A 23,775-nucleotide genomic window follows, 5' to 3' on the forward strand; every position below is an offset into this window, starting at 1 on the left:
TCTCTCCTCTGACTTAAATGCGTAGGCAGGGCGTTGCAACGGTCAAGGCAGATCGGCGATGGCTTGCGGGCCGGATGAGTTGGGTCGCGTCAGTGGAATAAGCCAATGGAATAAAGAGGGTGTTATGGATCTGGGAATAGCAGGGAAACGGGCGCTGGTTTGCGCATCATCAAAGGGTCTGGGGCGTGGCTGTGCCGAAGCTCTGGCGGCGGCGGGTTGCGATCTTGTGATGAATGCGCGCGGTGTCGATGCGCTGGAGGAGACAGCGAAGGCGATCCGTGCAGCACATGGGGTGGAGGTGACCACCGTTGCCGCAGATGTCAGCCGCGAAGATGACCGCGCCCGGCTGCTGGAGGCTGCGGGCCAGATCGACATTCTGGTCACCAATGCGGGCGGCCCGCCGCCGGGTCTGTGGTCAGACTGGGGGCGCGATGATTTCATTGCCGCGCTGGATGCGAATATGCTGGCGCCCATTGCCCTGATGACCGCATTGATGCCGGGAATGGCCGATCGTGGCTGGGGGCGGGTGGTGAATATCACCTCGCAATCCGTGAAGGCCCCGATCCCGCAACTTGGTCTGTCAAATTCGGCCCGGACCGGATTGACCGGCTATGTGGCAGGCACGGCGCGACAGGTTGCCCAGCATGGTGTTACGATCAATAATCTTCTGCCGGGCATTCATGCGACCGACCGCGCCGATGCGCTGGATGGTGGCGTGTCGAAAGCACAAGGCATCACCATGGAGGAAGCGCGCACACGCCGGATCGCGACAATCCCGGCACGGCGCTATGGCACGGCACAGGAGTTCGGACAGATGTGCGCCTATCTCTGCTCAAAACAGGCCGGATTTATCGTCGGGCAGAATATTCTGCTGGATGGCGGCGGCACAAACTTCACCATATGAGTGCGAAGTTTTCTCTGAAAGACCATCTGTTTAACGCAGAGTCCCTGGGCGATCTGGCGGCGGAATATGCCGCCGGTCTGCCCGGGTTCGACGCCGATGGGTTTCTGGCCGAGGTGCTGCCGGGTCTGCAGGGGCGGGAACTGATGCAAAGGCTCGACTGGATCGCGGATTGTCTTCAGACCCGCTTGCCAGAGGATTTCCCCGCCATGGCCGCAGCGCTGGAGGCCGCGATGCCGCCGGAACTGGACCCGACGAAAACCGATGATGATTTTGGCCGGTTCATCCATGCGGTGCCGGGCATACTGGCCGTGCGCCACGGGCTGGAACACCACCGGGACCGGGCGCTGGACCTGCTGGAGGCGGCCACCAAGCGGTTTTCGATGGAATTCTACCTGCGCCCGTTTCTGAACCGCTGGCCCGGGGAAACCCTTGCCCGGCTGGATCAATGGTGCCTCAGTTCCAATTACCATCTGCGCCGTCTGGTCAGCGAAGGCACAAGGCCACGCCTGCCCTGGGCAAAGGCGATCACGCTGGACCCGATGGTGCCGCTGCGGTTTCTGGATCGGTTGCATGCAGACCCGGCACGCTATGTGACGCGGTCGGTTGCCAACCATCTGAACGATATCAGCAAACTTGACCCGGACCGGGTTCTGAAACGGCTGCGCAAATGGCAAAAGGCGGGCCGGCAGGATGCCAGGGAACTGGCCTGGATGACGAAACATGCGCTCAGAACGCTGATCAAGGACGGACATCCGGGCGCGATGGAGATGCTGGGCTATCGCGCCGATGCGCCGGTGACACTGGAGGCGATCACGATTACCCCCGATCCGGTGGCCATCGGCGGCCGGGCGGTGATCGAAATTGTCCTCAGCGCTGCCGAGGCAACGCCGGTTCTGGTGGATTATCTGATCTGGTTTCACAAACCCAACGGGGCGGAAAGCTGCAAGGTTTTCAAGCTGAAACAGGCGGTTCTTACACCTGATGCGCCGCTTCGCCTGTCAAAAACCCATGTCTTCAAAGGCAATGCCACGACCTTCACCCTGCATCCGGGCCCGCATCGGATCTCTGCACAAGTCAATGGGCGTATACTGGGTGAGATGGGCTTTGCACTGACCGCTGGCGAGACCGGGCAGGCTTGAAACCCTTTACCTGCCCTGCTACCTGCCAAATCCGATGAAACTGATCGGGTTTTCATGACGTTTCCGCCACCCCTCCGCCTGCAGGTCGATCATGTCTCGTGCCATTTCGATGGGCGCGCGGTGGTCAGCGATGTGTCGCTTGGGGTGGCCCCGGGGAAATCATGTGCCTTCTGGGCCCGTCGGGCTGCGGCAAATCCACCACCTTGCGGGTCATTGCCGGGGTGGAACGGCAAAGCGCGGGGCAGGTGGCGGTGGATGGCCTCACGGTGTCGGATGATACAACCCATCTGCCGCCCGAGGCGCGGGGCATCGGGTTGATGTTTCAGGATTTCGCCCTGTTTCCGCATCTGACCGTCGCGCAGAATATCAGCTTTGGGATAACCGGTGGAAAACCCGAGAAAATGAGGCGGGTCAATGAGTTGCTGGACCGTGTGCATCTGGATGGATATGGGGATAAATCACCGCATATGCTGTCTGGCGGTGAACAGCAGCGGGTGGCCCTGGCCCGTGCGCTGGCACCCCGTCCCAAGGTGATGCTGATGGATGAACCATTCTCGGGGCTCGACAACCGTCTTCGTGATGGCATCCGTGATGAAACCCTGAACTTGCTGAAAGAGGAAGGCACCGCCGTTCTTCTGGTCACCCATGAGCCGGAAGAGGCGATGCGCATGGCCGATCAGATCGCCCTGATGCGCGATGGCGTGATCGTTCAGCAGGGCGCCCCCTATAACATCTATAATGCGCCCTGTGATCAGGCGGCGGCGGCGTTTTTCAGCGATGTGAATGTGATCCGGGGCCGGGTCGACGGGGCGCTGACCGACACGGCCTTTGGTCAGTTTCTGGCGCCGGGTTATCCCGACAGCTCAGAGGTGGAGATCATTTTTCGCCCCCAGCATGTGAAGATTGATTTCGACCGGGGCGGGCGGGGCCCGAACCCGACCCCGGAAGATGGGGTGCCGGCGCGCGGCGTGGTCGAACGGGCGCGGTTCATGGGCCATGAAAGCCTTGTGGAATTCCGGATGGATTTCAATGGCGAGGTGTTGCGCGCGACGGTTCCGGCGGTGTTTCTGCCAAAGCCCGGCACGGCGCTGTGGCTGACGGTCCGCCGCGACCGGTGTTTCGTCTTCCCGCGTCGCAGATAGGCGTCTGATCGGGGCGAAACCGGGGAAATGCCTTGCCCCGGCTGACAATTCGGCCCAAAACCAACCCGGGCACGGGCTTTGGGGCTTTGAACCCGCCCCGGATGATCCTAGGTATGGATCGTAGATGTGATTGCGCGGTGTGGGCCAGGATCTGGCCTGCCAGACGCCAAGGGAGATAAACATGCTCAACAATATCGGACCTGCCGGTCTGCTTTTGATCGCCGTTGTCGTGCTTGTTCTGTTCGGGCGCGGCAAGATCGCCAACCTGATGGGTGAGGTTGGCAAAGGGATCACCGCGTTCAAACGTGGTGTGAAAGACAGCACCGAAGAGATCGAGAATGCGTCGACCAGTGAGGATGGCGGGGCGGCTGCACGTGACGTGACGCCCGAGCGGGAGCGTGACAACGCCTGAAAGGCGCAGGTCGCCATGCATCCCTAAGTGGATCAGGAATAAGGCAGGGTAATGCCAGATATCGGCATGATGGAGCTATTGGTGATCGGGATCGTGGCGTTGATCGTCGTCGGTCCCAAAGACCTGCCGAAAATGTTCCGCACCTTTGGTCAGGTGACGGGCCGTATTCGCGGCATGGCCAAGGATTTCAGCCGCGCGATGGATGAGGCTGCCGGGGAAACCGGGATGAAAGATCTCGGCAAGGATCTGCGCGCCATGGCCAACCCCAAGAAGATGGGGATGGACGCGGTGAACAAGGCCTTTGACGGGATCGAAAAGGACATTGATCCGACACAGTTCGAGGAAGGCTCGGAAACCCGCGCGATGGCCGAGAAACGTCTTGCGGACAGCAAGGCTGCCCGCGAACAGGCCGATGCGCTGCGCAAGGCGCGCGAGGATGACATCCGCAATGCCAAACTGGCCGCCGTGACCCCGGGCGATGCCTCAGCAAGCGCGACACCCGTTCCCGCCGCGACTGCGGACCCGGTGGCGGCAGAACCGGCCCCTGAGGCAGCGGCCGAACCACGGACCGGAACCGACCAGGGATGAGCAGCGAAGAGCACATGGAGGACAGCGCCGCGCCGCTGATCGAACATCTGGCGGAATTGCGCACCCGGCTGATCCGCTCGGTTCTGGCTTTTGTTGTGGCGATGGTGGCCTGTTTCACCGTGGCCCAGCCCTTGCTGAGTTTCATTCAACAGCCCCTGATTGCGGTGCTGATTGCCCGTGGTCAAAGCCCAGAGCTGATTTTCACCGCCCCGCAGGAGCAGTTTTTCGTGCTGGTGCGGATTTCGGTCATCGGCGGGTTTGCCCTGTCTTTCCCGGTCATTGCGCATCAGTTGTGGCGGTTCGTGGCGCCGGGGCTGTACCGGTCTGAACAGAATGCGTTTTTGCCGTTCATCCTTGCCTCGCCCCTGTTGTTCCTGCTGGGCGCGGCGTTTGCCCATTTCGTGGTGACGCCGCTGGCGATGAATTTCTTTATCGGCTTTGCCGATGCGATCCCGATGCTGACGGCGTATTTCACGGGCGCCGAGCCGCCCGCCCTGTCGGACAGCACGACGGAACTGCGCACGGTTTTTCTGGGCTCGATCCGCGAATCGACCGATCTGGCGATGAAATTCATCTTTGCCTTTGGCCTGTGTTTCCAATTGCCGGTGCTGTTGACCCTGATGGGCAAGGCCGGCTTGGTCAGCGCCGAAGGTCTGGGCAATATGCGCAAATGGGCCGTTGTCGCCATTCTGACGCTGGCGGCCCTGGTCACCCCGCCCGATGTGATCACGCAACTGATCCTGTTTGTTGTGGTCTACGGGCTGTATGAAATTTCCATCCAGCTGGTCCGCATGGTTGAAAGGCGCCGTGATGCCCGGCTCAGGGCCGAGGGGGTGTTGGATGATGAGGATGAAGAAGACCGGACAGCATGAATGACGCGGTGCTGACCCGGATTGCCGAGGCGCTGGAGCGGTTGCGACCGGCCCCGGCGGCGGCCCCGGACTGGGATGCGGCAGAGGCGTTTGTGTGGCATGCCGCGCCGGACCGGCTGGACCCGGTGGCTGAGGTGAACCGGGTCGATCTGCCCCTGCTTCTGGGCATTGACCGGGCGCGTGATACGCTTTTGGACAACACGCTGCAATTTGCCCGGGGGTTGCCCGCCAATAACGCACTGCTTTGGGGCGCGCGGGGGATGGGAAAATCCTCGCTGGTCAAGGCGGTGCATGCGGAGGTTCTGGCCCGGGGGCTGGCGGTCAAGCTGGTCGAGGTGCAGCGCGAGGATCTGCCGTCGATCGGGCGGCTGCTGACCCTCTTGCGGGCCGCGCATGTGCGGGTGGTGCTGTTTTGCGATGACCTGTCCTTTTCCCATGATGACACCCATTACAAATCCCTGAAGGCGGTGCTGGATGGCGGGGTTGAAGGGCGGCCCGACAATGTGATTTTCTACGCCACCTCGAACCGGCGGCATCTGATGCCACGCGATATGATCGAGAATGAGCGTTCCACCTCGATCAGCCCGTCCGAGGCGGTGGAGGAGAAAGTCTCCCTGTCCGACCGGTTCGGGCTGTGGCTGGGCTTTCACCCTTGTTCGCAGGATGAGTATCTGGCGATGATCGAAGCCTATTGTGCGGCCTATGGACTGGTGATGGATGCAGAGACGTTGCGGGCCGAGGCGATTGAATGGCAGGCCACGCGCGGGGCACGGTCGGGCCGGGTGGCCTGGCAGTATTTCACCGATCTGGCGGGCCGCCGGGGTGTGACACTGTGAAAGACGTGGGGCCAGCCCCCACACCCCCGGCGTATTTAAGACAAGAAGAAGGGCAGGGGCGCTTTCGCGTCATGAAGCCGGATTTATCCGGGTGGTTTCCGGTTCAGGGCTGCGATCATGAAGACGGGCTTCGGCGGCTTGCATCACCCGTAATGCGCGCTTGTCCATGACCCGATGCCAGACCGGAGGCAGGGTTGCAAGCATCGCCATGATCGGGACCGAATAGGGCAGTATTGGCACTCTGGCCCCGGTGTCGAGCTGATTATAGGGGCGGTCCGGGTGCATATGGTGTTCGGAATGGCTGGGTGCGTTCATCATCAGATAGCTGGAGAAGCCTTTGGGTGCATTCCAGCTGTGATGGGGGGCGACGGGTTCCAGACGGCCATCCGGTCGCTCCAACCTTTGCAGCCCGTAATGCTGGATATAATCGCTGAGCAGGATTTGAAGATGGGTCAGCGCGGCAAGCGTCAGGAAAGCCAGCAGGCCGGGGAGCCCGGCTATATAGACTGCCGCAAACAACATCAGGATACCGCCGGTTACCCAATAGATATACGGGTTTGAGGGTGACCAGGCATGTTTGCCGCGTCGTGACAGCCGGTCATTTTCGGCCATCAGTCCCGCCTCGAATTCGCCTTTCCAGGCGCGGGGCACATAGTCCCAGAACCCTTCGCTTGGCAGGGGGGTGTTCGGATCCTGATCGGTGCCCACATAGCGGTGATGGACCAGACGATGGGCCGAGGCATGATGCCCGTAAAGGACCGAGATATAGACCAGCCCGCCAAACCCGCTGAGCCAGCGCGGACGCCTGTGGATCAGCTCATGGGCATTCGGGTGGCTGACCTGACCGAAGAAAGACGCGGTGGCGAAGAGAAGCGCGAGTTTCTGGCCGAAATCCAGAACCGGCCCTGCCAGGGCCGTCAGAACCAGAGGGATCAGCGCCAGATGGCCAAGCGCCAGCACAAGTGACAGGTGATCGGGCCACGGGCTCTGGTTGTCGGGATCATGGGCCGGGGGCGCCAGAACCTGATCAAGGAAGGCTGCCAGAAGCGTCAGCCAGATCAGCGCGGCCAGCCCGAAGGGCAGGGCGAAAAGACTGCCAAGGATCAGCAGAAGCAGGGGCGTCAGCGTGGCCAGGGCGTAGCGGGCAATCACCGGCATGGGGCCTCCTTGCGGTTGGCGATGCAGGGCCGGAGCATATCCGGTCTGCATTTTAGTGCAAAACCATGTCGGTTTTGGCAGGCGCAGGCGCGCGCATCGCGATAAGACAGGATATAAGACGAATGTGGAGGATCGGCTATGGCGCTGGATGAGAAAAAAAGCCACGGGACGGGCGTTTGGAAATCGGGTCGTGGCAAGGGCCGGACCGGGCCCAAGGGCCGCCAATATGAAGATGCGGCGCTGGAGGATGTCCAGGCGCTGCTGGGGGACCGGCCCCGGCGGCGGGATTTGCTGATCGAGCATCTGCATTTGCTTCAGGATGCCCATGGCCATCTGTCGGCCCGGCATTTGCGGGCGCTGGGCGAAGAGATGGGCCTGCCCATGGCCGAGATCTGGGAGGTGGCGAGTTTTTACGCCCATTTCGATCTGGTGAAAGAGGGGGAGGCGCCGCCGCCTGACCTGACAATCCGGGTTTGCAATTCCCTGTCTTGCGAGTTGGCGGGGGCGGCGGCGTTGAAAACGGCGTTGGAGGAAGGGCTGGACGCGCGACAGGTGCGGGTTGTGACCGCGCCCTGCATGGGGCGCTGCGATACCGCACCGGTGCTGGAACTGGGGCATCACCATGTGGATCACGCGGATCTGGCCAGGGTCGAGGCCGCGATTGCAGGGGAAGAAACCCATGCCGTGATACCGGAGTATCAGCGGTTTGAGGCCTATGTCGCCGATGGCGGGTATGAGACGCTCAAAACCCTGCGCGACAATGGCGACTGGGAGGCGGTGCAGGAACGTGTGCTGGCCTCTGGTCTGCGCGGTCTGGGGGCGCGGGCTTCCCCTCGGGGAAGAAATGGGGGTTTGTGCGGGCCAATGCCGGGCCCCGCTATCTGGCGGTGAATGGCGATGAGGGGGAACCGGGCACCTTCAAGGACCGTTATTACCTCGAACGGGAGCCGCATCTGTTTCTGGAAGGCATGCTGATCGCGGCCTGGGCGGTGGAGGCAGAGACCTGTTTCATCTATATGCGCGACGAATATCCGGCGGTGCTGGAGATTTTGCGGCGCGAGATCGCGGCATTGGAAGCGGCGGGGCTGGTGGCACCCGGCTTTGTCGATCTGCGGCGCGGTGCGGGCGCTTATATCTGCGGTGAAGAAAGCGCGATGATCGAATCGATCGAGGGCAAACGCGGCCTGCCCCGGCATCGCCCGCCCTTTGTGGCGCAGGTGGGGGTCTTTGGCCGCCCGACCCTGGTGCATAATGTCGAGACTTTGCATTGGGTGGCGAAGCTCTGTCGTGAGGGGCCGGAGGTTCTGAACGCGACGGAAAAGAACGGGCGTGTGGGGTTGCGCAGCTATTCCGTCTCTGGCCGCGTGGCTGCGCCGGGTGTGTATCTGCTGCCTGCGGGTTCGACGATAGCGGATGTGATCGCGGCGGCGGGCGGCATGGCCAGGGGCCATGTGTTCAAGGCCTATCAGCCGGGCGGGCCATCTTCGGGGCTGTTGCCCGCCTCGGTGGATGATGTGCCGCTGGATTTCGACACATTGCAGCCATTGGGCAGTTTCATCGGCTCTGCGGCGGTGGTGGTGTTGAGCGATCAGGATTCCGCGAAAGCCGCGGCGCTGAACATGCTGCGCTTCTTCGAGGCGGAATCCTGCGGCCAATGTACGCCGTGCCGGGTCGGCTGTGAGAAGGCGGTGAAGCTGATGCAGGCGGATGCCTGGGACCAGCCGCTGCTGGAAGACCTGTGCCAGGCGATGGAGGATGCCTCAATCTGCGGGCTGGGGCAGGCGGCGCCGAACCCGATCCGTCTGGTGATGAAGCATTTCCCGCAGGAGATCTGAGGCCCGGGTCTCTAAATCGCGCCAAAACTGCGAGGCGTCAGGGGGAAAGCCCTGAATTCATTCGGCTTTCCCCGGGCGCATTGCCTGAAATGGTTTTCTGGCCCAGTAGGTTCAGGCCAGGTGTTTGCACCGCTTTCTGGTAAGCTCCCAGTTTCAGTCGGCCTTGTGCAGATCGCTCAGCACGCGGGCGGTATGGGTGAAGATATCCTCCCGTTTCGTGGGGCCGGCGGGCTTCCATCCCGGCGCGGTTGCGCATAGGTGAAGAGAGGATTTTGGGAAGTCAGAGATGTCGTTTTTCAAGAAGCTGAAGGATCGGATGTTCAAATCCTCGTCGAAGATCGACGAAGGGTTGGAGGCGATCATCGAGGACGGGGCGGTGGCCGCGCCGGGTGACGCAGAGCCGCAGGCGGGCACCCCCGCGGAACCGGAGGAAAAGCGGTTGCCAGATCCGGTAACAGAAGCAATTCCTGAGCCTGAGCCTGAGCCTGAGCCTGAGCCTGAGCCTGAGCCTGAGCCTGAGCCGTTGCGCGTGGACCTGACACCCGAACCTGCCCCGGATACGGCACCGAAACCCGGCCTCATGGGCCGCCTCATGGGGCGGAGTGCCGAGCCGCGTCGGGCGCTTGACGATGAGATGCTGGAGCAGTTGGAGGAATTGCTGATCTCGGCGGATATGGGCGTGGATACGGCATTGCGGGTAACCGCGAACATGTCCGAGGGGCGGTATGGCAAGCTGATGACGGCCTCCGATATCAAGGGCTTGCTGACCGCCGAGATCGCCCGCGTGATGGACCCTGTGGCGCGGCCCCTGCCGATTTACCCGAAGACCCCGCAAGTGGTGCTGGTGGTGGGGGTGAACGGCTCGGGCAAAACCACGACCATCGGCAAGCTGGCCAGCCAGTTCAGGGCCGCGGGCAAGCAGGTGGTGATTGCGGCGGGCGATACGTTTCGGGCGGCGGCGGTGGAACAGTTGCAGGTCTGGGGGGAGCGTGCGGGCGTGCCGGTTCTGACCGCGCCCGAGGGGTCAGACCCCGCCGCCCTGGCCTTTGATGCGATGACGAAGGCCGAGGCTGATGGCGCCGATCTTCTGATGATCGACACGGCGGGGCGGTTGCAGAACCGGACCGATCTGATGGAGGAACTGGCCAAGATCGTGCGGGTGATCCGCAAGAAAGACCCCGATGCGCCCCATAACACCCTGCTGGTGCTGGACGCCACCACCGGGCAGAACGCGCTTAGCCAGGTCGAAACCTTCCAGAAGATGGCCGATGTGACGGGTCTGGTGATGACCAAGCTGGATGGCACCGCGAAAGGCGGGGTGCTGGTGGCGCTGGCCGACAGGTTCGGGCTGCCGATCCATGCGATCGGTGTGGGGGAACAGATTGACGATCTGGCCCCGTTCGATCCTGAGGAATTCGCACAGGCCCTGACAGGGGCGGAAGCGTGACAGCGCTCTGGTTCGAAACCGCGCCGGAATCCGGGGAATACCGTGCATTGCGGGCCCTTTGCGGGTTGGGGCCTCGTTGTGAAGACGCCGCGCGGATCGGGCTGGCCCATGGGCTTTACGCCGTGACCGCCCGCGATGACGGTGATCTGATCGCCATGGGCCGTGTCGTGGGGGATGGTGGCGCCTTTGTGCAGATCGTTGATGTGGCGGTGCATCCGCATGCGCAGGGGCAGGGGCTGGGCCGCGCAATCATGATCCGGCTGATGACCTGGTGCGAAGCGCATCTGCCTGCCAGCTGCCATGTCAGCCTTGTCTCCAGCGAACGCGCCGCGCCGCTTTACACCCGGTTCGGTTTCCAACCCTGCCGGGGAATGGACCGCAGCGCCGCGCCGCAGGAATGAGCACCTGGTTCCTTTCGCTTGAAGGCACGGCGGCGGGCGAATGGCTGGCGCTTTGCCTGGCGCTTCTGGCGGCGGTTCTGCATGCGGTCTTTGGCGCGTTGCAGAAGGGGCGCCATGATCCGTTATTGTCGCGGGGCGCGATTGATGCAGGCTATGGGCTGATGGCCGCGCCTGTGGCGCTGTTCGTCGTGCCCTGGCCCGAACCCCATATGTGGCCCATTTTCGCAGGCGTTTTTGTGATCCATGCGCTCTATAAATGGGCGGCTTTGGCCAGCTATCGGCGCGGCGCCTATACGGTGGTCTATCCGGTGATGCGCGGCACCGGCCCGCTTTTCACGGTTATCGGCGCCGGGCTTGTGTTCGGCGAAAGCTTCAGCCTGCTGCAATGGCTGGGCGTCGGGGTGCTGCTGACCGGCATATACGGGCTGGCGATCTACAACATGCGCACGATCACCGTGGATCGGGATCGTCTGGTCCCGGCCCTGTGGCTGGCGGTTCTGACCGGCCTCTTCGTGGCGCTTTACACCACCTATGATGCCTATGGCATCCGCGCGGCGGCTGACCCGTTCACCTTTCTGGCCTGGTTCTTCTTCATCGACGGGTTGCTGTACCCGGTGATTGCCGGGCATGCCTATCTGCGGATGGAGATGCCCCCGGCTCTGGCGCCGCTGGCCCTGCGCGGGATGATCGGCGGGCTGGTGGCCTTTGGCTCTTTCGGGGCGGTCATGCTGGCCACCCGGCTGGATCAGGTGGGGGAGGCCGCCGTGCTGCGCGAGACCTCGACGCCCTGATCGGCTGGCTGCTTCTGGGAGAACGGGTGGGACCGCGCCGGGTGGCATTGATGGGGTTGATTGCGGCGGGGGCGGTGATAGTTGAGGCAGGTGGATGAAGGAGCCGGACATGGCCGAGAGACAGATCAAACCCTGGCTGAAAACAGCGCTGGAACTGGGCCCGCCGCTTTTGTTCTTTCTGGCCTATATGAAGTTTCAGGATGCGCAGGTGACCATTGCGGGCACCGAATATGACGGGTTCATCATCGTCACGGCGGCTTTCGTGCCGCTTCTGCTTGCCTCGATTGCGGTATTGTGGGGTCTGACGCGCAAGATCTCGCGCATTCAGGTGTTTACGGCGGTTCTGGTGGTGGTGTTCGGGGCGCTGACCGTCTGGTTCAACGATGAACGTTTCTTCAAGATGAAAACGACGCTGGTCTACGGATTTTTCGCCATTGTCCTGGGGATCGGCCTGCTGCGCGGCCAGTCCTGGCTGCAATTCGTGATGGGTGATCTGCTGCCCATGCGCGAGGAAGGCTGGCTGATCCTGACCAGACGTCTGGCTGGCGCATTCGCGCTGATGGCGCTGGCCAATGAACTGGTCTGGCGCACCCAATCGACGGAATTCTGGGTGACATTCGAGACCTTTGGACTGCCTGTTTTCCTGTTTGCGGTTTTCATGTTCCAGGCCCGGCTGATCGAACGGTTCAGCCTTTCCGAGACGGAGGATGACGCGGGGGACGCAGGCTAGATTTGCCTTTTGCGCTGCCGGATCTGGGGGGGGCCTTGCGCAGACCGGGGCGTTTGGGTTTCGGCTTCGCCTCTGCATGGCCCTCGGTCGCGGCCTCCAGCCCCAACTGGTCCCGCAGGACGCGGGGTTTGATCTCCTCCACCGCGCCCGGCTTCACCTGGTTCAGACGGAACGGGCCATAGCTGACGCGGATCAGGCGGTTCACATCCAGACCGATTTCCCCCACGGCGCGCCGGATTTCGCGGTTCCTGCCTTCGCGCAGGCCAATGGTCAGCCAGGCATTGGCGCCCTGCTGGCGGTCAAATGTGACCTCCATCGGCTGAAACCGCTCACCCTCGATGTTCAGACCTTTGCGCAGGGGGGCAAGATCCTCCTCCCTGGGGCGGCCTTTCACGCGCACCCGGTATTTGCGCAGCCATCCGGTGGCGGGCAGTTCCAGCCTGCGTTTGAGACCCCCGTCATTGGTAAGCAGCAACAGCCCCTCGGAATTGATATCAAGGCGGCCAACACTCATCACCCGGGGCATCTCGGGCGGGAGCGTGTCGAACACTGTTTTGCGGCCCTTTTCATCGGCATTGGTTGTGACCAGACCAAGGGGTTTGTGATAAAGCCAGAGGCGGGGCCGCTCAGGCTCGGCGATCTGGGCGCCATCGACGGTGATCATGTCGGCCCCGGTCACATTCAGAGCAGGGCTGGCAATGATCTCGCCATTCACGGCAACCCGCCCGGCGGCGATCATCCGTTCGGCTTCACGGCGCGAGGCGACGCCCGCGCGGGCAAGCGTCTTGGCGATGCGATCACCTTTTGGGGTCTCCGTGCTCATATGTCCGGGCCTAGCGGTTTGACAGGGTGTTGGAAAGCGGCAAGTAAGGCGTTTCACTACAAACCCGGATGTCGCGGGGGGCGATGACGATGTTTCGCAGCCATATGCAAACGGCCCTGGAAGAGGCCCGCACCGCCGCCGCCCGGGGCGAGGTGCCCGTGGGCGCGGTGATTGTGCAGGGTGGTGAGGTGATCGCACGGGCGGGCAACCGGATGCGCGAATTGCTGGACCCGACAGCCCATGCCGAGATGCTGGCGATCCGCGCCGCCTGTGCGGCCCTTGGGACCGAACGGCTGACCGGTTGCGATCTCTATGTGACGCTGGAACCCTGCCCGGCCTGTGCCGGCGCGATTGCAGCGGCGCGGGTGGCGCGGCTTTACTATGCTGCGGCAGACCCGAAATCAGGCGGTGTGGTGCAGGGACCACGGGTGTTTGACCACCCCCAGGCCCATCATGCGCCCGAGATCTATGGCGGCATCGCGGAGCAGGAGGCCGCGGCTTTGCTGCGCGATTTCTTCCGGTCGCGACGCGGTTGAGAATGTTTCAGGGGCGCTGCCCCCGGCGCCTCCCGCGCCTCCCCCGTGTCAGATATCACACAGTGGGACTAAACACCTGGGGTCACCAATGCGGCGGCCTCGCGTCTGCCATCGTCACCGTTCCGCCGCCATCCACCTCCCGCTCTGCTTCGCGCATCATCAGCATCTCCACCCGCCGGGTCAGGGCTGCAATCTCGCCATCCTGCCGGGCGGCGACCTCTGACAGGTCCTCAACCACCCGCATCAGATGGGCGATCTGTTCCTCAAGATCGGTGATATCGGCCATGTTCACCCTTTCGGTCACGCGTATTCTTTCATGTATCGGATCCGCGCCGGGTCTGCATGTCTCTTTTAACCCCTGCCTTGCCCCGGCACGCCCCCTCGGCTACACGTCCCGCGACCCTGAAACCCCGCACGGGACCGCCCATGGCCAAAGTGAAAAAACAGCCCCGCCCCAAGGCCGAAACGCCAAAAGGGTTCCGCGATTATTTCGGCGCCGAGGTGACCGAACGCAACGAGATGTTGCGGGTGATTGCCGAGGTCTATCATCGCTATGGGTTTGACCCGCTGGAAACCTCTGCGGTGGAAACGGTCGAGGCTTTGGGCAAATTCCTTCCCGATGTGGACCGTCCGAATGAGGGCGTTTTCGCCTGGCAGGAGGAAGAGGGTGACTGGCTGGCGCTGCGCTATGACATGACCGCGCCGCTTGCCCGTGTCGCCGCGCAATTCCGCAATGATCTGCCCAACCCTTACCGGCGCTTCACCATGGGGCCGGTCTGGCGCAATGAAAAACCCGGGCCGGGGAGGTTTCGGCAGTTTTATCAATGCGATGCGGATACAGTCGGCTCGGCCTCCATGGCTGCGGATGCCGAGATTTGCGCGATGCTGGCCGACACGCTGGAGGCGGTTGGCATCCCGCGTGGGGATTACATCATCCGGGTGAACAACCGCAAGGTGCTGAACGGCGTGATGGAGGTTGCGGGCCTTGCCGGTGACGATAAAGAGGCCGAACGTGGCATCGTGCTGCGCGCCATCGACAAGCTGGACCGGCTTGGAGAAAAAGGCGTTCGCGCACTGCTTGGAGAGGGGCGCGAGGACGCCTCCGGCGATTTCACCAAAGGGGCGGGTCTGGGCCCGGATCGGGCCGGGGTGATCATGGGGTTCATGGCGGCGAAACGCGAGAATGGCCCGGCCACGGTTGCGCGTCTCACCCAGCTTGTCGAAGGCTCCGATGTCGGCAGGCAGGGCGTGCAAGAGCTTGAAACCATTGCCGATCTTCTGGCTGCCCAGGGCTATGGCCCCGACCGGATCGAGATTGATCCAAGCGTTGTTCGTGGCCTCGGCTATTACACCGGTCCGGTCTATGAGGCCGAACTGACCTTTGAAATCAAAGATGAAAAAGGCCGCCCAAGGCAATTCGGCTCGGTCGCCGGCGGCGGGCGATATGATGATCTGGTCAAGCGCTTCACCGGGCAGGAGGTGGCCGCCACGGGTATCTCTATTGGTGTTGACCGTCTGCTGGCCGCGCTTCGCGCCAAGGGGCGCATCGGCCGCACCGCAGAGGGTCCGGTGATCGTGACGGTCATGGATCGCGACCGGATGGGCGAGTATCAGGCGATGGTGGCCACGCTGCGTCAGGCGGGCATCCGGGCCGAGGTCTATCTGGGAAATCCGAAGAATTTCGGCAATCAGTTGAAATATGCGGATAAACGCGAAAGTCCGGTGGCGATCATCCAGGGCTCGGACGAGGCTGCGCGCGGTGTCGTGCAGATCAAGGATCTGATCCTGGGCGCCGAGATTGCCGCAAATGCCAGCCTGGAAGAGTGGAAATCCCAGCCCGCGCAGCGTGAAGTGCCGCTGGATGAGCTTGTCGCGCAGGTGCGCGCCATTCTGGATCGTCAGACGTGACTGATAAACCCGCAATCCGGGCCGAGGCCGCGCGGTTGCAGGCGGTTTTCAAAGCTTCCGGTGCCACCCCGGTCGAGGCTGATCTGCTGCAACCCGCCGACACGCTGCTGGACCTGTACGGCGAAGACATTCGTGCGCGGGCCTATACCACCCATGACCCGGACCGGGGGGAGTTGATGCTGCGCCCCGATTTCACGGTGCCCGTGGTGCAGGCCCATATGGCGGGCGGGGCAGAACCCGCGCGCTATACCTATCTGGGGGAGGTGTTTCGAAAACAGCAGACCGGCAGCAACCGGGCCTGCGAATATCTGCAGGTGGGCTATGAGGTTTTTGACCGTGAGAACCCGGCAGCTGCGGATGCGGAAGTGTTCGCGCTGTTCTCCGAGGTTCTGTCGCCCTTTGATCTGACACCGGTCACCGGCGATATCGGCATTCTTCTGGCTGCGGTGGACAGTCTGGCAACCACCGAGCGGCGCAAACGCGCGTTGCGCCGCCATATCTGGCGACCGCGCCGGTTTCGGGTGCTGCTGGACCGGTTTACCGGCCGCAAACCCGCGCCTGCCACCCGCGCGACCCTGCTGGAACAGATGGCGGAAACCGGTGTTGAGGGTCTGATTGCCGGGGCCGGGCCGATGGTCGGTCTGCGCAGTGCGGATGAAATCGCCACCCGCATGCGTCATCTGCAACAGGATGCAGGCGCGCGCGCCATCGGGGCGGCAGAGGCCGAGGTGCTGGATGTGATCCTGTCGCTGCGCGAGACGCTGACCAATGCCCATGAGCATTTGCGCGACATTGCTGTTGACCTGCCCGGCATCTCCCACGCGGTGGCCCGCATGGCCCGCCGGATGGAGGCGCTGGACGCGGCGGGCATTGACGTTGCCGGCCTGCCATTCGAGGCCAGCTATGGCCGCACGAACATGGAATATTATGACGGGTTCGTCTTTGGGTTCCTGGCCGGGGGGCAGCCGGATTTTCCGCCTGTGGCCACGGGCGGACGGTATGACGCGCTGTGCCATGTTCTGGGTGGCGGGCGCGATATTCCGGCGGTTGGCGGCGTGATCCGCCCCGAACTGGTCCATCAGTTGCAGAGCCACCTTGGAAAGGGCGCGGGATGAGCCTGAAGCTTGCCGTCCCCTCCAAGGGCCGTCTGATGGAAAAGACCTTTGATTGGTTCGCCAGCTGCGGCATCGAGATGCAGCGCAGCGGATCGGACCGGGAATATGCCGCCCGGGTCAATGGCGCTGATCTGGATTTGCTGTTGCTCAGCGCGTCGGAAATTCCGCGTGAGTTGCAGGCAGGCCGGGTGCATCTGGGCGTCACCGGCAGCGATCTGGTGCGCGAAGGTATTCCGCTCTGGGATCAGGTGCTGGCGGAACTGGCGCCGATGGGCTTTGGCTTTGCCGATCTGGTCATCGCGGTGCCGAAGATCTGGGTGGATGTGGATACTCTTGATGATCTGGATGCCGCCGCCGCCGATTTCCGCGCGGCCCATGGGACCCGCCTGCGCATTGCCACGAAATACCACCGTCTGGTGCGGGAATTCCTGCGCGAGGCCGGGGTGGCCGATTACCGGCTGGTCGACAGTCAGGGCGCGACAGAGGGCACGGTGAAACATCTCACCGCCGAGGCGATTGCCGATATCACATCCACCGGCGATACGCTCAGGGCCAACCACCTGAAAGTGCTGGAAGACGGGTTGATCCACCGCAGTCAGGCAACCCTGTTCAAATCCCGCGCAGCGGAGTGGGGCGAGGCTGATCGTGCGGCGCTGACTGGGTTGAAAACCAGGCTGGGCATCGCGGATTATTAGGGCGAAACGCTTCAGGGCGGGTTGCCTGCGTCAGTGACGGCCTTAACGCACGCCGATTTCGGCAAGGGCGGATTGCAGCTCCGGCGGCAGGCTGTCCTCATGGTGGCGCGCAGCACTCAGATCGCTTGGCGCATCTGATCCCGGCAGATAGCGCCAGCCCTGAAAGGCGCGTTTCGGGGTTGCCTCGACCCGGATCAGTTTGGGGTCCAGCACAATGCCACAGCGGGCAATGCCATCGCCCCGGTCCACCTCATCCAGGCGCAGGATGCGCTGCCGGGCCAGCACCACACCTTTGATCACCCAGAAGATCGAGCCGCCATCCAGCAGCTCATCGGCCCGCCTGGGCCACATCCGGGTGACATGGCGCGGCAACCCGTCAGCGCCCTGGGCACGCGTGCTTGCCTGCCAGCGGATCAGATCTTCCACCGCCTCGGTGCCAACGGAAAGCTTGATGAGATTGAGATTCGCAGCCATACCTATATATCTAGCCAGCTGTCACTGAGTTCCACAAGGTATGGTGGACTTATCCACAGCTTCCTGCTAATTTCTTACCCCGCCCGTGCCAAGGGAGATGTCCAGAATGTCCCGTTTCTCTGCCCCGATTGCTGAACAGATATGGGATATGAAATATCGCCTGAAAGAGGCGGATGGCACACCGATTGACCAGAGTGTTGAGGATACATGGCGCCGCATCGCGCGGGATCTGGCCGCGGTCGAGGCAGACCCGGCGGCCTGGGAAAAGCGATTCTACGCCGCCTTGGAAGATTTCAAATACCTCCCCGCCGGGCGGATCACCGCAGGCGCGGGCACCGGCCGGGCGGTCACATTGTTCAACTGCTTTGTCATGGGCACGATCCCGGACAGTATGGGCGGCATTTTCGACAATCTGAAAGAGGCCGCCCTGACCATGCAGCAGGGTGGCGGGATCGGCTATGATTTCTCCACCATCCGGCCCAAGGGGGCGGATGTGAAGGGTGTGGCGGCGGATGCATCCGGCCCGCTGTCCTTCATGGATGTCTGGGACGCCATGTGCCGCACCATCATGTCAGCGGGCAGTCGTCGCGGCGCGATGATGGCCACCATGCGCTGCGATCATCCTGATATCGAGGCCTTCATCACCGCGAAATCCGATCCCGCGCGGCTGCGCATGTTCAATGTCAGCGTGCTGGTGACAGATGCGTTTATGGAGGCGGTGAAAGACGATGCCTCCTGGGATCTGGTCTTTGACGGCAAAGTGTATCAGACGGTTCAGGCGCAGGATCTGTGGAACAGGATCATGCAATCGACCTATGATTATGCCGAACCGGGCGTGATCTTCATCGACCGGATCAATGCCGCCAACAATCTGAACTATGTGGAGGAGATTGCCGCCACCAATCCCTGCGGCGAACAACCCCTGCCGCCTTACGGAGCCTGCCTGCTTGGGTCGGTGAACCTTGCGCGGCTTGTGGCCAACCCGTTCGAGGCCGATGCCCGTCTGGATGCAGCGGCGCTGGATGATCTTGTGCGCACCGCCATTCGGATGATGGATAATGTGGTGGATGCCAGTCGCTTCCCGCTGGAGGCGCAGGCGCAGGAGGCACAGGCCAAACGCCGTATCGGCCTTGGCGTGACCGGGCTGGCCGATGCGTTGTTGATGCTGGGCCTGCGCTATGGGTCTGACGACGCGGCGGCACAGACCGAAGACTGGATGCATCAGATCGCGCGGGCCGCTTATCTCGCTTCGGTGGATCTTGCGAAAGAGAAAGGCGCCTTTCCCCTGTTCGAGGCTGAAGGCTTCCTTGCCTCGGGCAATATGGAGGGGATGGATGACGATGTGCGCGCGGCCATTGCGGCCCATGGCATCCGCAACGCGCTTCTGACCTCCATCGCGCCCACCGGCACGATTTCTCTTTATGCGGGAAATGTCAGTTCGGGGATCGAACCGGTCTTTGCCTATAGCTATACCCGCAAGGTGCTTCAGCGCGATGGCTCGCGCAGCGAGGAAGAGGTGGAGGATTATGCGGTTCATCTCTGGCGCGAGAAATTCGGCGATATCGACCTGCCCGATCATTTCGTGAATGCCCAGACCCTGCCACCCGCCGATCATGTGAAAATGCAGGCCGCCGCGCAGCGCTGGATCGACAGTTCAATCTCGAAAACCATCAACTGCCCGGAAGATATCAGCTTCGGGGATTTCAAGGATGTCTATATGCAGGCCTGGGACAGTGGCTGCAAAGGCTGCACCACCTACCGGCCCAATGAGGTGACCGGTTCTGTGCTGAGTGTCAGCGAAAGCGAAGAGAAACACGCAGGCACCACGGTTGAGGAAATCAGCCAGGAAGGCGAGGTTGTCTATATCTCCGAACCGCTGGACCGGCCCCAGTCACTGGAAGGCCAGACCTATAAACTCCGCTGGCCCGAAAGCAGCCATGCGATCTATATCACCATCAATGACATCATCCAGAACGGCAACCGGCGCCCGTTCGAGGTGTTCATCAACTCCAAGAATATGGAGCATTTCGCCTGGACCGTGGCGCTGACCCGGATGATCTCGGCCGTGTTCCGGCGGGGCGGGGACATCTCGTTTGTGGTGGAGGAACTCAAGGCGGTTTTCGATCCCCGGGGCGGAGCCTGGATGCAGGGCAAATATGTGCCCTCGATTCTGGCAGCGATCGGCGGGGTGATTGAGCGGCATCTGATCTCGATCGGGTTCATTGACGGGGAAGGGATGGGCCTCAAAACCGACCCGCAGGCAGAGGTGATGGAAATCGGCGCACGGCCCCGGGGGCCGGTCTGTTCCTCTTGTGGCAGCCATCAGATGCGGATGATCGAAGGTTGCCTGACCTGTGCCGATTGCGGCTATTCGAAATGTGGCTAGCCGCATGGCGTAACCTTGTGGACGTACCCAAAGTTTTGCCATTTTGGCACCAGCGATTGCCATTTTGATCCCATAGTTTTGCCATTGAGGTGTAGACAATAGTTCAGCCTTGGCGTCTCACTAGACGGGAACCACCAATACTCGACCAAGGGAAGTCGGCTGAGGTCAGGATTAGAGCGTGTCGCAGTCATGCCGATTCAGGCTTCCCAGATTGGTTGTGATGTGATTCCCTTCGGTTGCGGCAGATATGGGGGTCACAGATGGGCAAGCCACATCCGATAGAGTTACGCGAACGTGTTGTTGCGTTTGTGGATGAAGGACACGGTCACCGTGATACGGTCTGTTACGGCTGGTTTGAGCATCAACTTGCGTGCCGTACATGTCCACTTTCCTTTATTTTCCAAAGGTTTGAGAGATATATGATTGAGCTGCCCCAGATTTACAGACGCTTTGCCTGATCATTTTGGAACCAGGGAGCGGCAGATATGAACAAGGGCATTCGGTTTGTGGGCAAGTTCAAACAGGACGCTGTTCCGAATGGGCTGGCTTTCTAAGTTAAAGACAGTTGACCGGGATGCGGAAATTTTAAACCATACCGGACCGATGGTGTGAGGAGGACGCGCTGAAGGCGGCGGTATGGTTCTGCCCTGCATCGCGGTATCCCGAGATGCGAAACCTGCGAGATTTTCATGAAAGCTTTGCTCTGCCTCAAGCCTCAAACCCTGGATCTTGTCGATCGGGATCTGGCCCCTGTCCCGAAGGGCTGGGTGCCTCTGGATGTGACCCGGGTCGGGATCTGCGGGACCGATTATCATATTTTTGCGGGCACACAGCCATTTCTGGACTATCCCCGGGTGATGGGGCACGAAATCTCGGCCCATGTTTCGGAAAACTATGAGGGTCGCGATGTTGCGCCAGGGGCGCATGTGATCGTAAACCCCTATCTGTCCTGTGGCGATTGCCACGCCTGTAAAATGCGCAAACCCAATTGCTGCGAGAATATTCAGGTTCTTGGCGTGCACCGGGACGGGGCCATGTGTGAACAGATTGCGGTGCCGCCGGAAAATCTGATCAGCGCCGGGGACCTGACGCCGGATCAGGCGGCGATGGTTGAATTTCTGGCGATCGGGCGTCATGCGGTCATGCGGTCACGTTTGACGGCGGGCGCACCGGTTCTGGTGATCGGAGGCGGCCCGATCGGGCTTGCCTGTGCCCTGTTTGCGCGCATTGATGGCGGTGATGTCACAATCGCCGATGTGTCCGCGGAAAAACGCAGGCTTATGGAGCAGAGCTTCGGGTTTCGCACCTGTGACGCCCGCGATGAAGATCAAATGACCGCCAGGGAACTGGCGATGACCTTTGTGTATGACGCGACGGGCAATCTTGGCGCGATGAATGACGCGTTGCGGTTTGTTGCGCATGGCGGCACCTACACCCTGGTGAGTGTCGTGAAGGGGGACCTGTCATTTGCCGATCCTGAATTTCACAAACGCGAAACCACACTTCTGAGCAGCCGGAATGCGTTGAAGGGGGATTTTGAATTTGTGATCAAGGCGATCTCGGACGGGTTGATTGACACCGGGTTATTGAACACCCATCGCACGGATTTCACCAAGGCCGCTCAGGATATCGCGTGTTGGTCGGTTGCGCGGGATACTGTGATCAAGGCCATTATCGAGGTGGCGTGATGTCTGACATGGCTGCCAAACCTCCATTGAAAACCGACGTGCTGCAATTCGGGACAAGCCGGTTTTTGCAGGCCCATGCGGATTTGTTTTTTTCCGAAGCCAGGGTGCCGCGCTCGGTGACTGTTGTGCAGACATCCGGCAACCCGGAGCGTGCGAAACGGCTGCCCGCGCTGGCAGACCCTGATGGCATCCCGATAAAGATCAGGGGCCTGCTGGACGGGCAGGTGATCGACAAGGAGCAGCGGGTGACAAGCCTCAAGCAGGCTTTTTCAACACATACGGATTGGGATGCGGTTTGTGCGGTCTTCAAGGATGTTGATTTCGTCGTCTCAAACACATCTGACATCGGGTTTGCCGCCCGACCCGAGGATATGGATGCCATATTGGCACCCACGGCGAGCTTTCCGGCAAAGCTGACGCATCTGCTGTTCATGCGGTATCATGCGGGGTCTGCGCCGCCTCTGCTTTTGCCGACCGAGCTTTTGCCGAATAATGGCCATGCGTTGAAATCGCGCCTTCTTGAAATTGCAGAAACCGCACTTGCAGATGCAGGGTTCCGGGACTGGCTAGAGCAGATGGTGGCCGCAAACTCGATTGTTGACCGGATCGTCTCTGAACCGCTTGAACCGGCGGGGGCCATCGCCGAACCCTATGCTCTCTGGGCGATCGAGGCTGCGCCTGGTGTCCGCGCGCCCTGTGATCACCCGTCCATCCAGATTGTGCCGTCGCTGGAAGGTCCGGAACGGCTGAAACTGCATATTCTCAATCTGGGGCATACGATCATGGCAGATTGGTGGCTTCAGGACGGTCGTCCGGAGGGACAGACGGTTCTTGATGTCATGCAGTCAGAACGCCGAGGCGCCTTGGAACATATTCTGATATCAGACGTTCTTCCTGGATTTGCGGCGCGCGGGCTGGAGGAAGACGCAAAGCACTTCATCACCGCAACACTGGAACGCTTCTCGAACCCGTTTTTAAGACATCTGATCTCGGATATTGCGGGCAATCACAGTGAAAAGCTTGACCGCCGGATCGCGGCTTTTTTTGATTGGGCTTCGACTGGCGGGGTTTTGTCGGCGCCGAGCCTGTCGGCAATACTGGACAGGAACCGCAGTTAACCTTCACTTCGGGTGTCGTGTGGTGTGTGCGTCTGGATCGCCGGGGTCATGAACCTGTATGGCGGCCGTTTGAGCGCATATCGCGCATTTGACAGGTGTTTTTGCATCCGCTCACGGGCCAGTTCCTCGTTTTTCGTCTGAATGGCATCAATGATTTCGATATGATCCTGCAAGGCCAGAGCGGCCATCGCAAGTCTTTGTTCTTCCTTCCATATATGGTGGTAATGATAGTGGAAGATCATCGAAATAACATCCTGGATGGCGAGGATCAGGCGTCGCCCGGCTGCTGCATTCAGAAGGTTGTGGAATTCCGCATCCAGACCGGGCATTTCAATGGCCCCGTGTTCAAGATGCGCGATCAGTGTCTCGTGTTTTTTCCTGATCCTGTTGAGGTCGTTCCAGAACGGATCATTGTCGTCTTTGCGGGCCAGCCGCGCAACCGCAGAGGTTTCGAAAAGTAATCTGACTTCCATAATTTCATCGGCATATTCATCGGAAACCCCTTCAAGACTCCAGGTTTTATATGGCTCCTTACGCAGAAATCCGAACCGGCTGAGCTTGAGCAGAAATTCACGCGCACTGGTGTTGGATATTCCCATTTCATGTGCAAATTTAGCTTCATTGATTGTCGACCCCGGGCCCATGCGCTTGGTCAGAATCCAGTCCATGAACTTGGTCTCAAGCTGTTCGATTGTGGACAGGGTTTCTTCATCGGGAAAGTAGTCTTCGGCTTCGGGCCTGGATATGATCCGGTAGCTGCTATCCGGGGTTTTCTGG

21 protein-coding genes and 3 pseudogenes are annotated in these 23,775 nt (G+C 61.3%); 19 read left to right on the top strand and 5 right to left on the bottom strand.

What is annotated here, in order from left to right; genetic code table 11:
• Window positions 1-124 precede the first annotated feature (124 nt).
• From E2K80_RS04990 to E2K80_RS05020, 7 genes and pseudogenes are all read left to right on the top strand, one after another.
• Window positions 125-904, top strand: coding sequence for an SDR family oxidoreductase (locus E2K80_RS04990; protein WP_135373342.1), 780 nt, complete (start codon window positions 125-127; stop codon window positions 902-904).
• Entirely contained in the window at window positions 901-2,043 is a 1,143-nt protein-coding gene (locus tag E2K80_RS04995) for a hypothetical protein (protein WP_135373344.1), read from the top strand. Before E2K80_RS04990 ends, E2K80_RS04995 begins: the two co-directional genes overlap by 4 nt.
• Window positions 2,044-2,097: 54 nt before the next feature.
• Window positions 2,098-3,185: pseudogene (locus E2K80_RS05000) on the top strand (ABC transporter ATP-binding protein).
• A 181-nt stretch (window positions 3,186-3,366) separates the two neighbouring features.
• A complete protein-coding gene (gene tatA, locus E2K80_RS05005) occupies window positions 3,367-3,597 on the top strand; it encodes a twin-arginine translocase TatA/TatE family subunit (protein WP_135373346.1) in 231 nt (76 codons plus the stop codon).
• A 66-nt stretch (window positions 3,598-3,663) separates the two neighbouring features.
• A complete protein-coding gene (tatB, locus tag E2K80_RS05010) occupies window positions 3,664-4,185 on the top strand; it encodes a Sec-independent protein translocase protein TatB (RefSeq protein ID WP_238475662.1) in 522 nt (173 codons plus the stop codon).
• The gene (gene tatC / locus E2K80_RS05015; protein WP_135373350.1) at window positions 4,182-5,057 is read left to right on the top strand and encodes a twin-arginine translocase subunit TatC; all 876 of its coding nucleotides are present in this window, start codon (window positions 4,182-4,184) and stop codon (window positions 5,055-5,057) included. The genes tatB and tatC overlap by 4 nt, the downstream gene beginning before the upstream one ends.
• The gene (locus E2K80_RS05020) at window positions 5,054-5,893 is read left to right on the top strand and encodes an ATP-binding protein (RefSeq protein WP_135373352.1); all 840 of its coding nucleotides are present in this window, start codon (window positions 5,054-5,056) and stop codon (window positions 5,891-5,893) included. The genes tatC and E2K80_RS05020 overlap by 4 nt, the downstream gene beginning before the upstream one ends.
• Before the next feature lie 69 nt (window positions 5,894-5,962).
• Here the strand turns inward: E2K80_RS05020 and E2K80_RS05025 are convergent, their stop codons facing one another.
• On the bottom strand, window positions 5,963-7,051 hold the full coding sequence (locus tag E2K80_RS05025; protein ID WP_135373354.1) for an alkane 1-monooxygenase: 1,089 nt from the start codon (window positions 7,049-7,051) through the stop codon (window positions 5,963-5,965).
• A 138-nt stretch (window positions 7,052-7,189) separates the two neighbouring features.
• On the opposite strand from E2K80_RS05025, the pseudogene E2K80_RS05030 reads away from it, so the two are divergent.
• From E2K80_RS05030 to E2K80_RS05050, 5 genes and pseudogenes are all read left to right on the top strand, one after another.
• A pseudogene (locus tag E2K80_RS05030) lies at window positions 7,190-8,886 on the top strand (NAD(P)H-dependent oxidoreductase subunit E).
• 286 nt (window positions 8,887-9,172) lie between these two features.
• Window positions 9,173-10,333 (top strand): signal recognition particle-docking protein FtsY, encoded by a 1,161-nt coding sequence (gene ftsY, locus E2K80_RS05035; protein ID WP_135373356.1) that lies wholly within the window; start codon window positions 9,173-9,175, stop codon window positions 10,331-10,333.
• The gene (locus E2K80_RS05040; RefSeq protein WP_135373358.1) at window positions 10,330-10,734 is read left to right on the top strand and encodes a GNAT family N-acetyltransferase; all 405 of its coding nucleotides are present in this window, start codon (window positions 10,330-10,332) and stop codon (window positions 10,732-10,734) included. The genes ftsY and E2K80_RS05040 overlap by 4 nt, the downstream gene beginning before the upstream one ends.
• Window positions 10,731-11,623: pseudogene (locus E2K80_RS05045) on the top strand (EamA family transporter). The gene E2K80_RS05040 and the pseudogene E2K80_RS05045 overlap by 4 nt, the downstream one beginning before the upstream one ends.
• A gap of 11 nt (window positions 11,624-11,634) precedes the next feature.
• On the top strand, window positions 11,635-12,255 hold the full coding sequence (locus tag E2K80_RS05050) for an inner membrane-spanning protein YciB (protein WP_135373360.1): 621 nt from the start codon (window positions 11,635-11,637) through the stop codon (window positions 12,253-12,255).
• Here E2K80_RS05050 and E2K80_RS05055 read toward each other — a convergent pair.
• The gene (locus tag E2K80_RS05055) at window positions 12,212-13,078 is read right to left on the bottom strand and encodes a pseudouridine synthase (RefSeq protein ID WP_135373362.1); all 867 of its coding nucleotides are present in this window, start codon (window positions 13,076-13,078) and stop codon (window positions 12,212-12,214) included. The two genes, E2K80_RS05050 and E2K80_RS05055, sit on opposite strands and share 44 nt — an antisense overlap.
• Window positions 13,079-13,161: 83 nt before the next feature.
• Here E2K80_RS05055 and E2K80_RS05060 point away from each other — a divergent pair, with 83 nt between their 5' ends.
• Window positions 13,162-13,614 (top strand): nucleoside deaminase, encoded by a 453-nt coding sequence (locus E2K80_RS05060; RefSeq protein WP_168193105.1) that lies wholly within the window; start codon window positions 13,162-13,164, stop codon window positions 13,612-13,614.
• A gap of 82 nt (window positions 13,615-13,696) precedes the next feature.
• Here E2K80_RS05060 and E2K80_RS05065 read toward each other — a convergent pair whose 3' ends face one another.
• Window positions 13,697-13,900, bottom strand: a complete 204-nt coding sequence (locus E2K80_RS05065) for a SlyX family protein (RefSeq protein ID WP_135373364.1) — start codon at window positions 13,898-13,900, stop codon at window positions 13,697-13,699.
• A 140-nt stretch (window positions 13,901-14,040) separates the two neighbouring features.
• On the opposite strand from E2K80_RS05065, the gene hisS reads away from it, so the two are divergent.
• The 3 genes from hisS to hisG are packed head-to-tail and all read left to right on the top strand — an operon-like array spanning window position 14,041 to window position 17,332.
• Window positions 14,041-15,522 carry a histidine--tRNA ligase gene (hisS, locus tag E2K80_RS05070; protein WP_135373366.1) on the top strand — a complete coding sequence of 494 codons (1,482 nt, stop codon included), beginning with the start codon at window positions 14,041-14,043 and terminating at the stop codon, window positions 15,520-15,522.
• A complete protein-coding gene (locus tag E2K80_RS05075) occupies window positions 15,519-16,637 on the top strand; it encodes an ATP phosphoribosyltransferase regulatory subunit (RefSeq protein WP_135373368.1) in 1,119 nt (372 codons plus the stop codon). Before hisS ends, E2K80_RS05075 begins: the two co-directional genes overlap by 4 nt.
• A complete protein-coding gene (gene hisG / locus E2K80_RS05080; RefSeq protein WP_135373370.1) occupies window positions 16,634-17,332 on the top strand; it encodes an ATP phosphoribosyltransferase in 699 nt (232 codons plus the stop codon). The genes E2K80_RS05075 and hisG overlap by 4 nt, the downstream gene beginning before the upstream one ends.
• 42 nt (window positions 17,333-17,374) lie before the next feature.
• On the opposite strand, the gene E2K80_RS05085 is transcribed toward hisG, so the two are convergent.
• Window positions 17,375-17,806: a DUF1489 family protein gene (locus E2K80_RS05085; RefSeq protein WP_135373372.1), complete on the bottom strand. Its 432-nt coding sequence runs from the start codon at window positions 17,804-17,806 to the stop codon at window positions 17,375-17,377.
• 106 nt (window positions 17,807-17,912) lie between these two features.
• Between E2K80_RS05085 and E2K80_RS05090 the strand changes: the two genes are divergently transcribed.
• From E2K80_RS05090 to E2K80_RS05105, 3 genes are all read left to right on the top strand, one after another.
• A complete protein-coding gene (locus E2K80_RS05090; protein ID WP_135373374.1) occupies window positions 17,913-20,192 on the top strand; it encodes an adenosylcobalamin-dependent ribonucleoside-diphosphate reductase in 2,280 nt (759 codons plus the stop codon).
• Between the two features lie 689 nt (window positions 20,193-20,881).
• Window positions 20,882-21,880, top strand: a complete 999-nt coding sequence (locus E2K80_RS05100; protein WP_135373376.1) for a zinc-binding alcohol dehydrogenase family protein — start codon at window positions 20,882-20,884, stop codon at window positions 21,878-21,880.
• Complete coding sequence (locus E2K80_RS05105) at window positions 21,880-22,998, top strand: mannitol dehydrogenase family protein (protein ID WP_210405427.1); 1,119 nt, start codon at window positions 21,880-21,882, stop codon at window positions 22,996-22,998. Before E2K80_RS05100 ends, E2K80_RS05105 begins: the two co-directional genes overlap by 1 nt.
• Here the strand turns inward: E2K80_RS05105 and E2K80_RS05110 are convergent.
• Complete coding sequence (locus E2K80_RS05110) at window positions 22,995-23,666, bottom strand: GntR family transcriptional regulator (protein WP_168193106.1); 672 nt, start codon at window positions 23,664-23,666, stop codon at window positions 22,995-22,997. The two genes, E2K80_RS05105 and E2K80_RS05110, sit on opposite strands and share 4 nt — an antisense overlap.
• Window positions 23,667-23,775: the final 109 nt, after the last annotated feature.

This window comes from Rhodophyticola sp. CCM32, assembly GCF_004751985.1.
GTDB lineage: Bacteria > Pseudomonadota > Alphaproteobacteria > Rhodobacterales > Rhodobacteraceae > Rhodophyticola.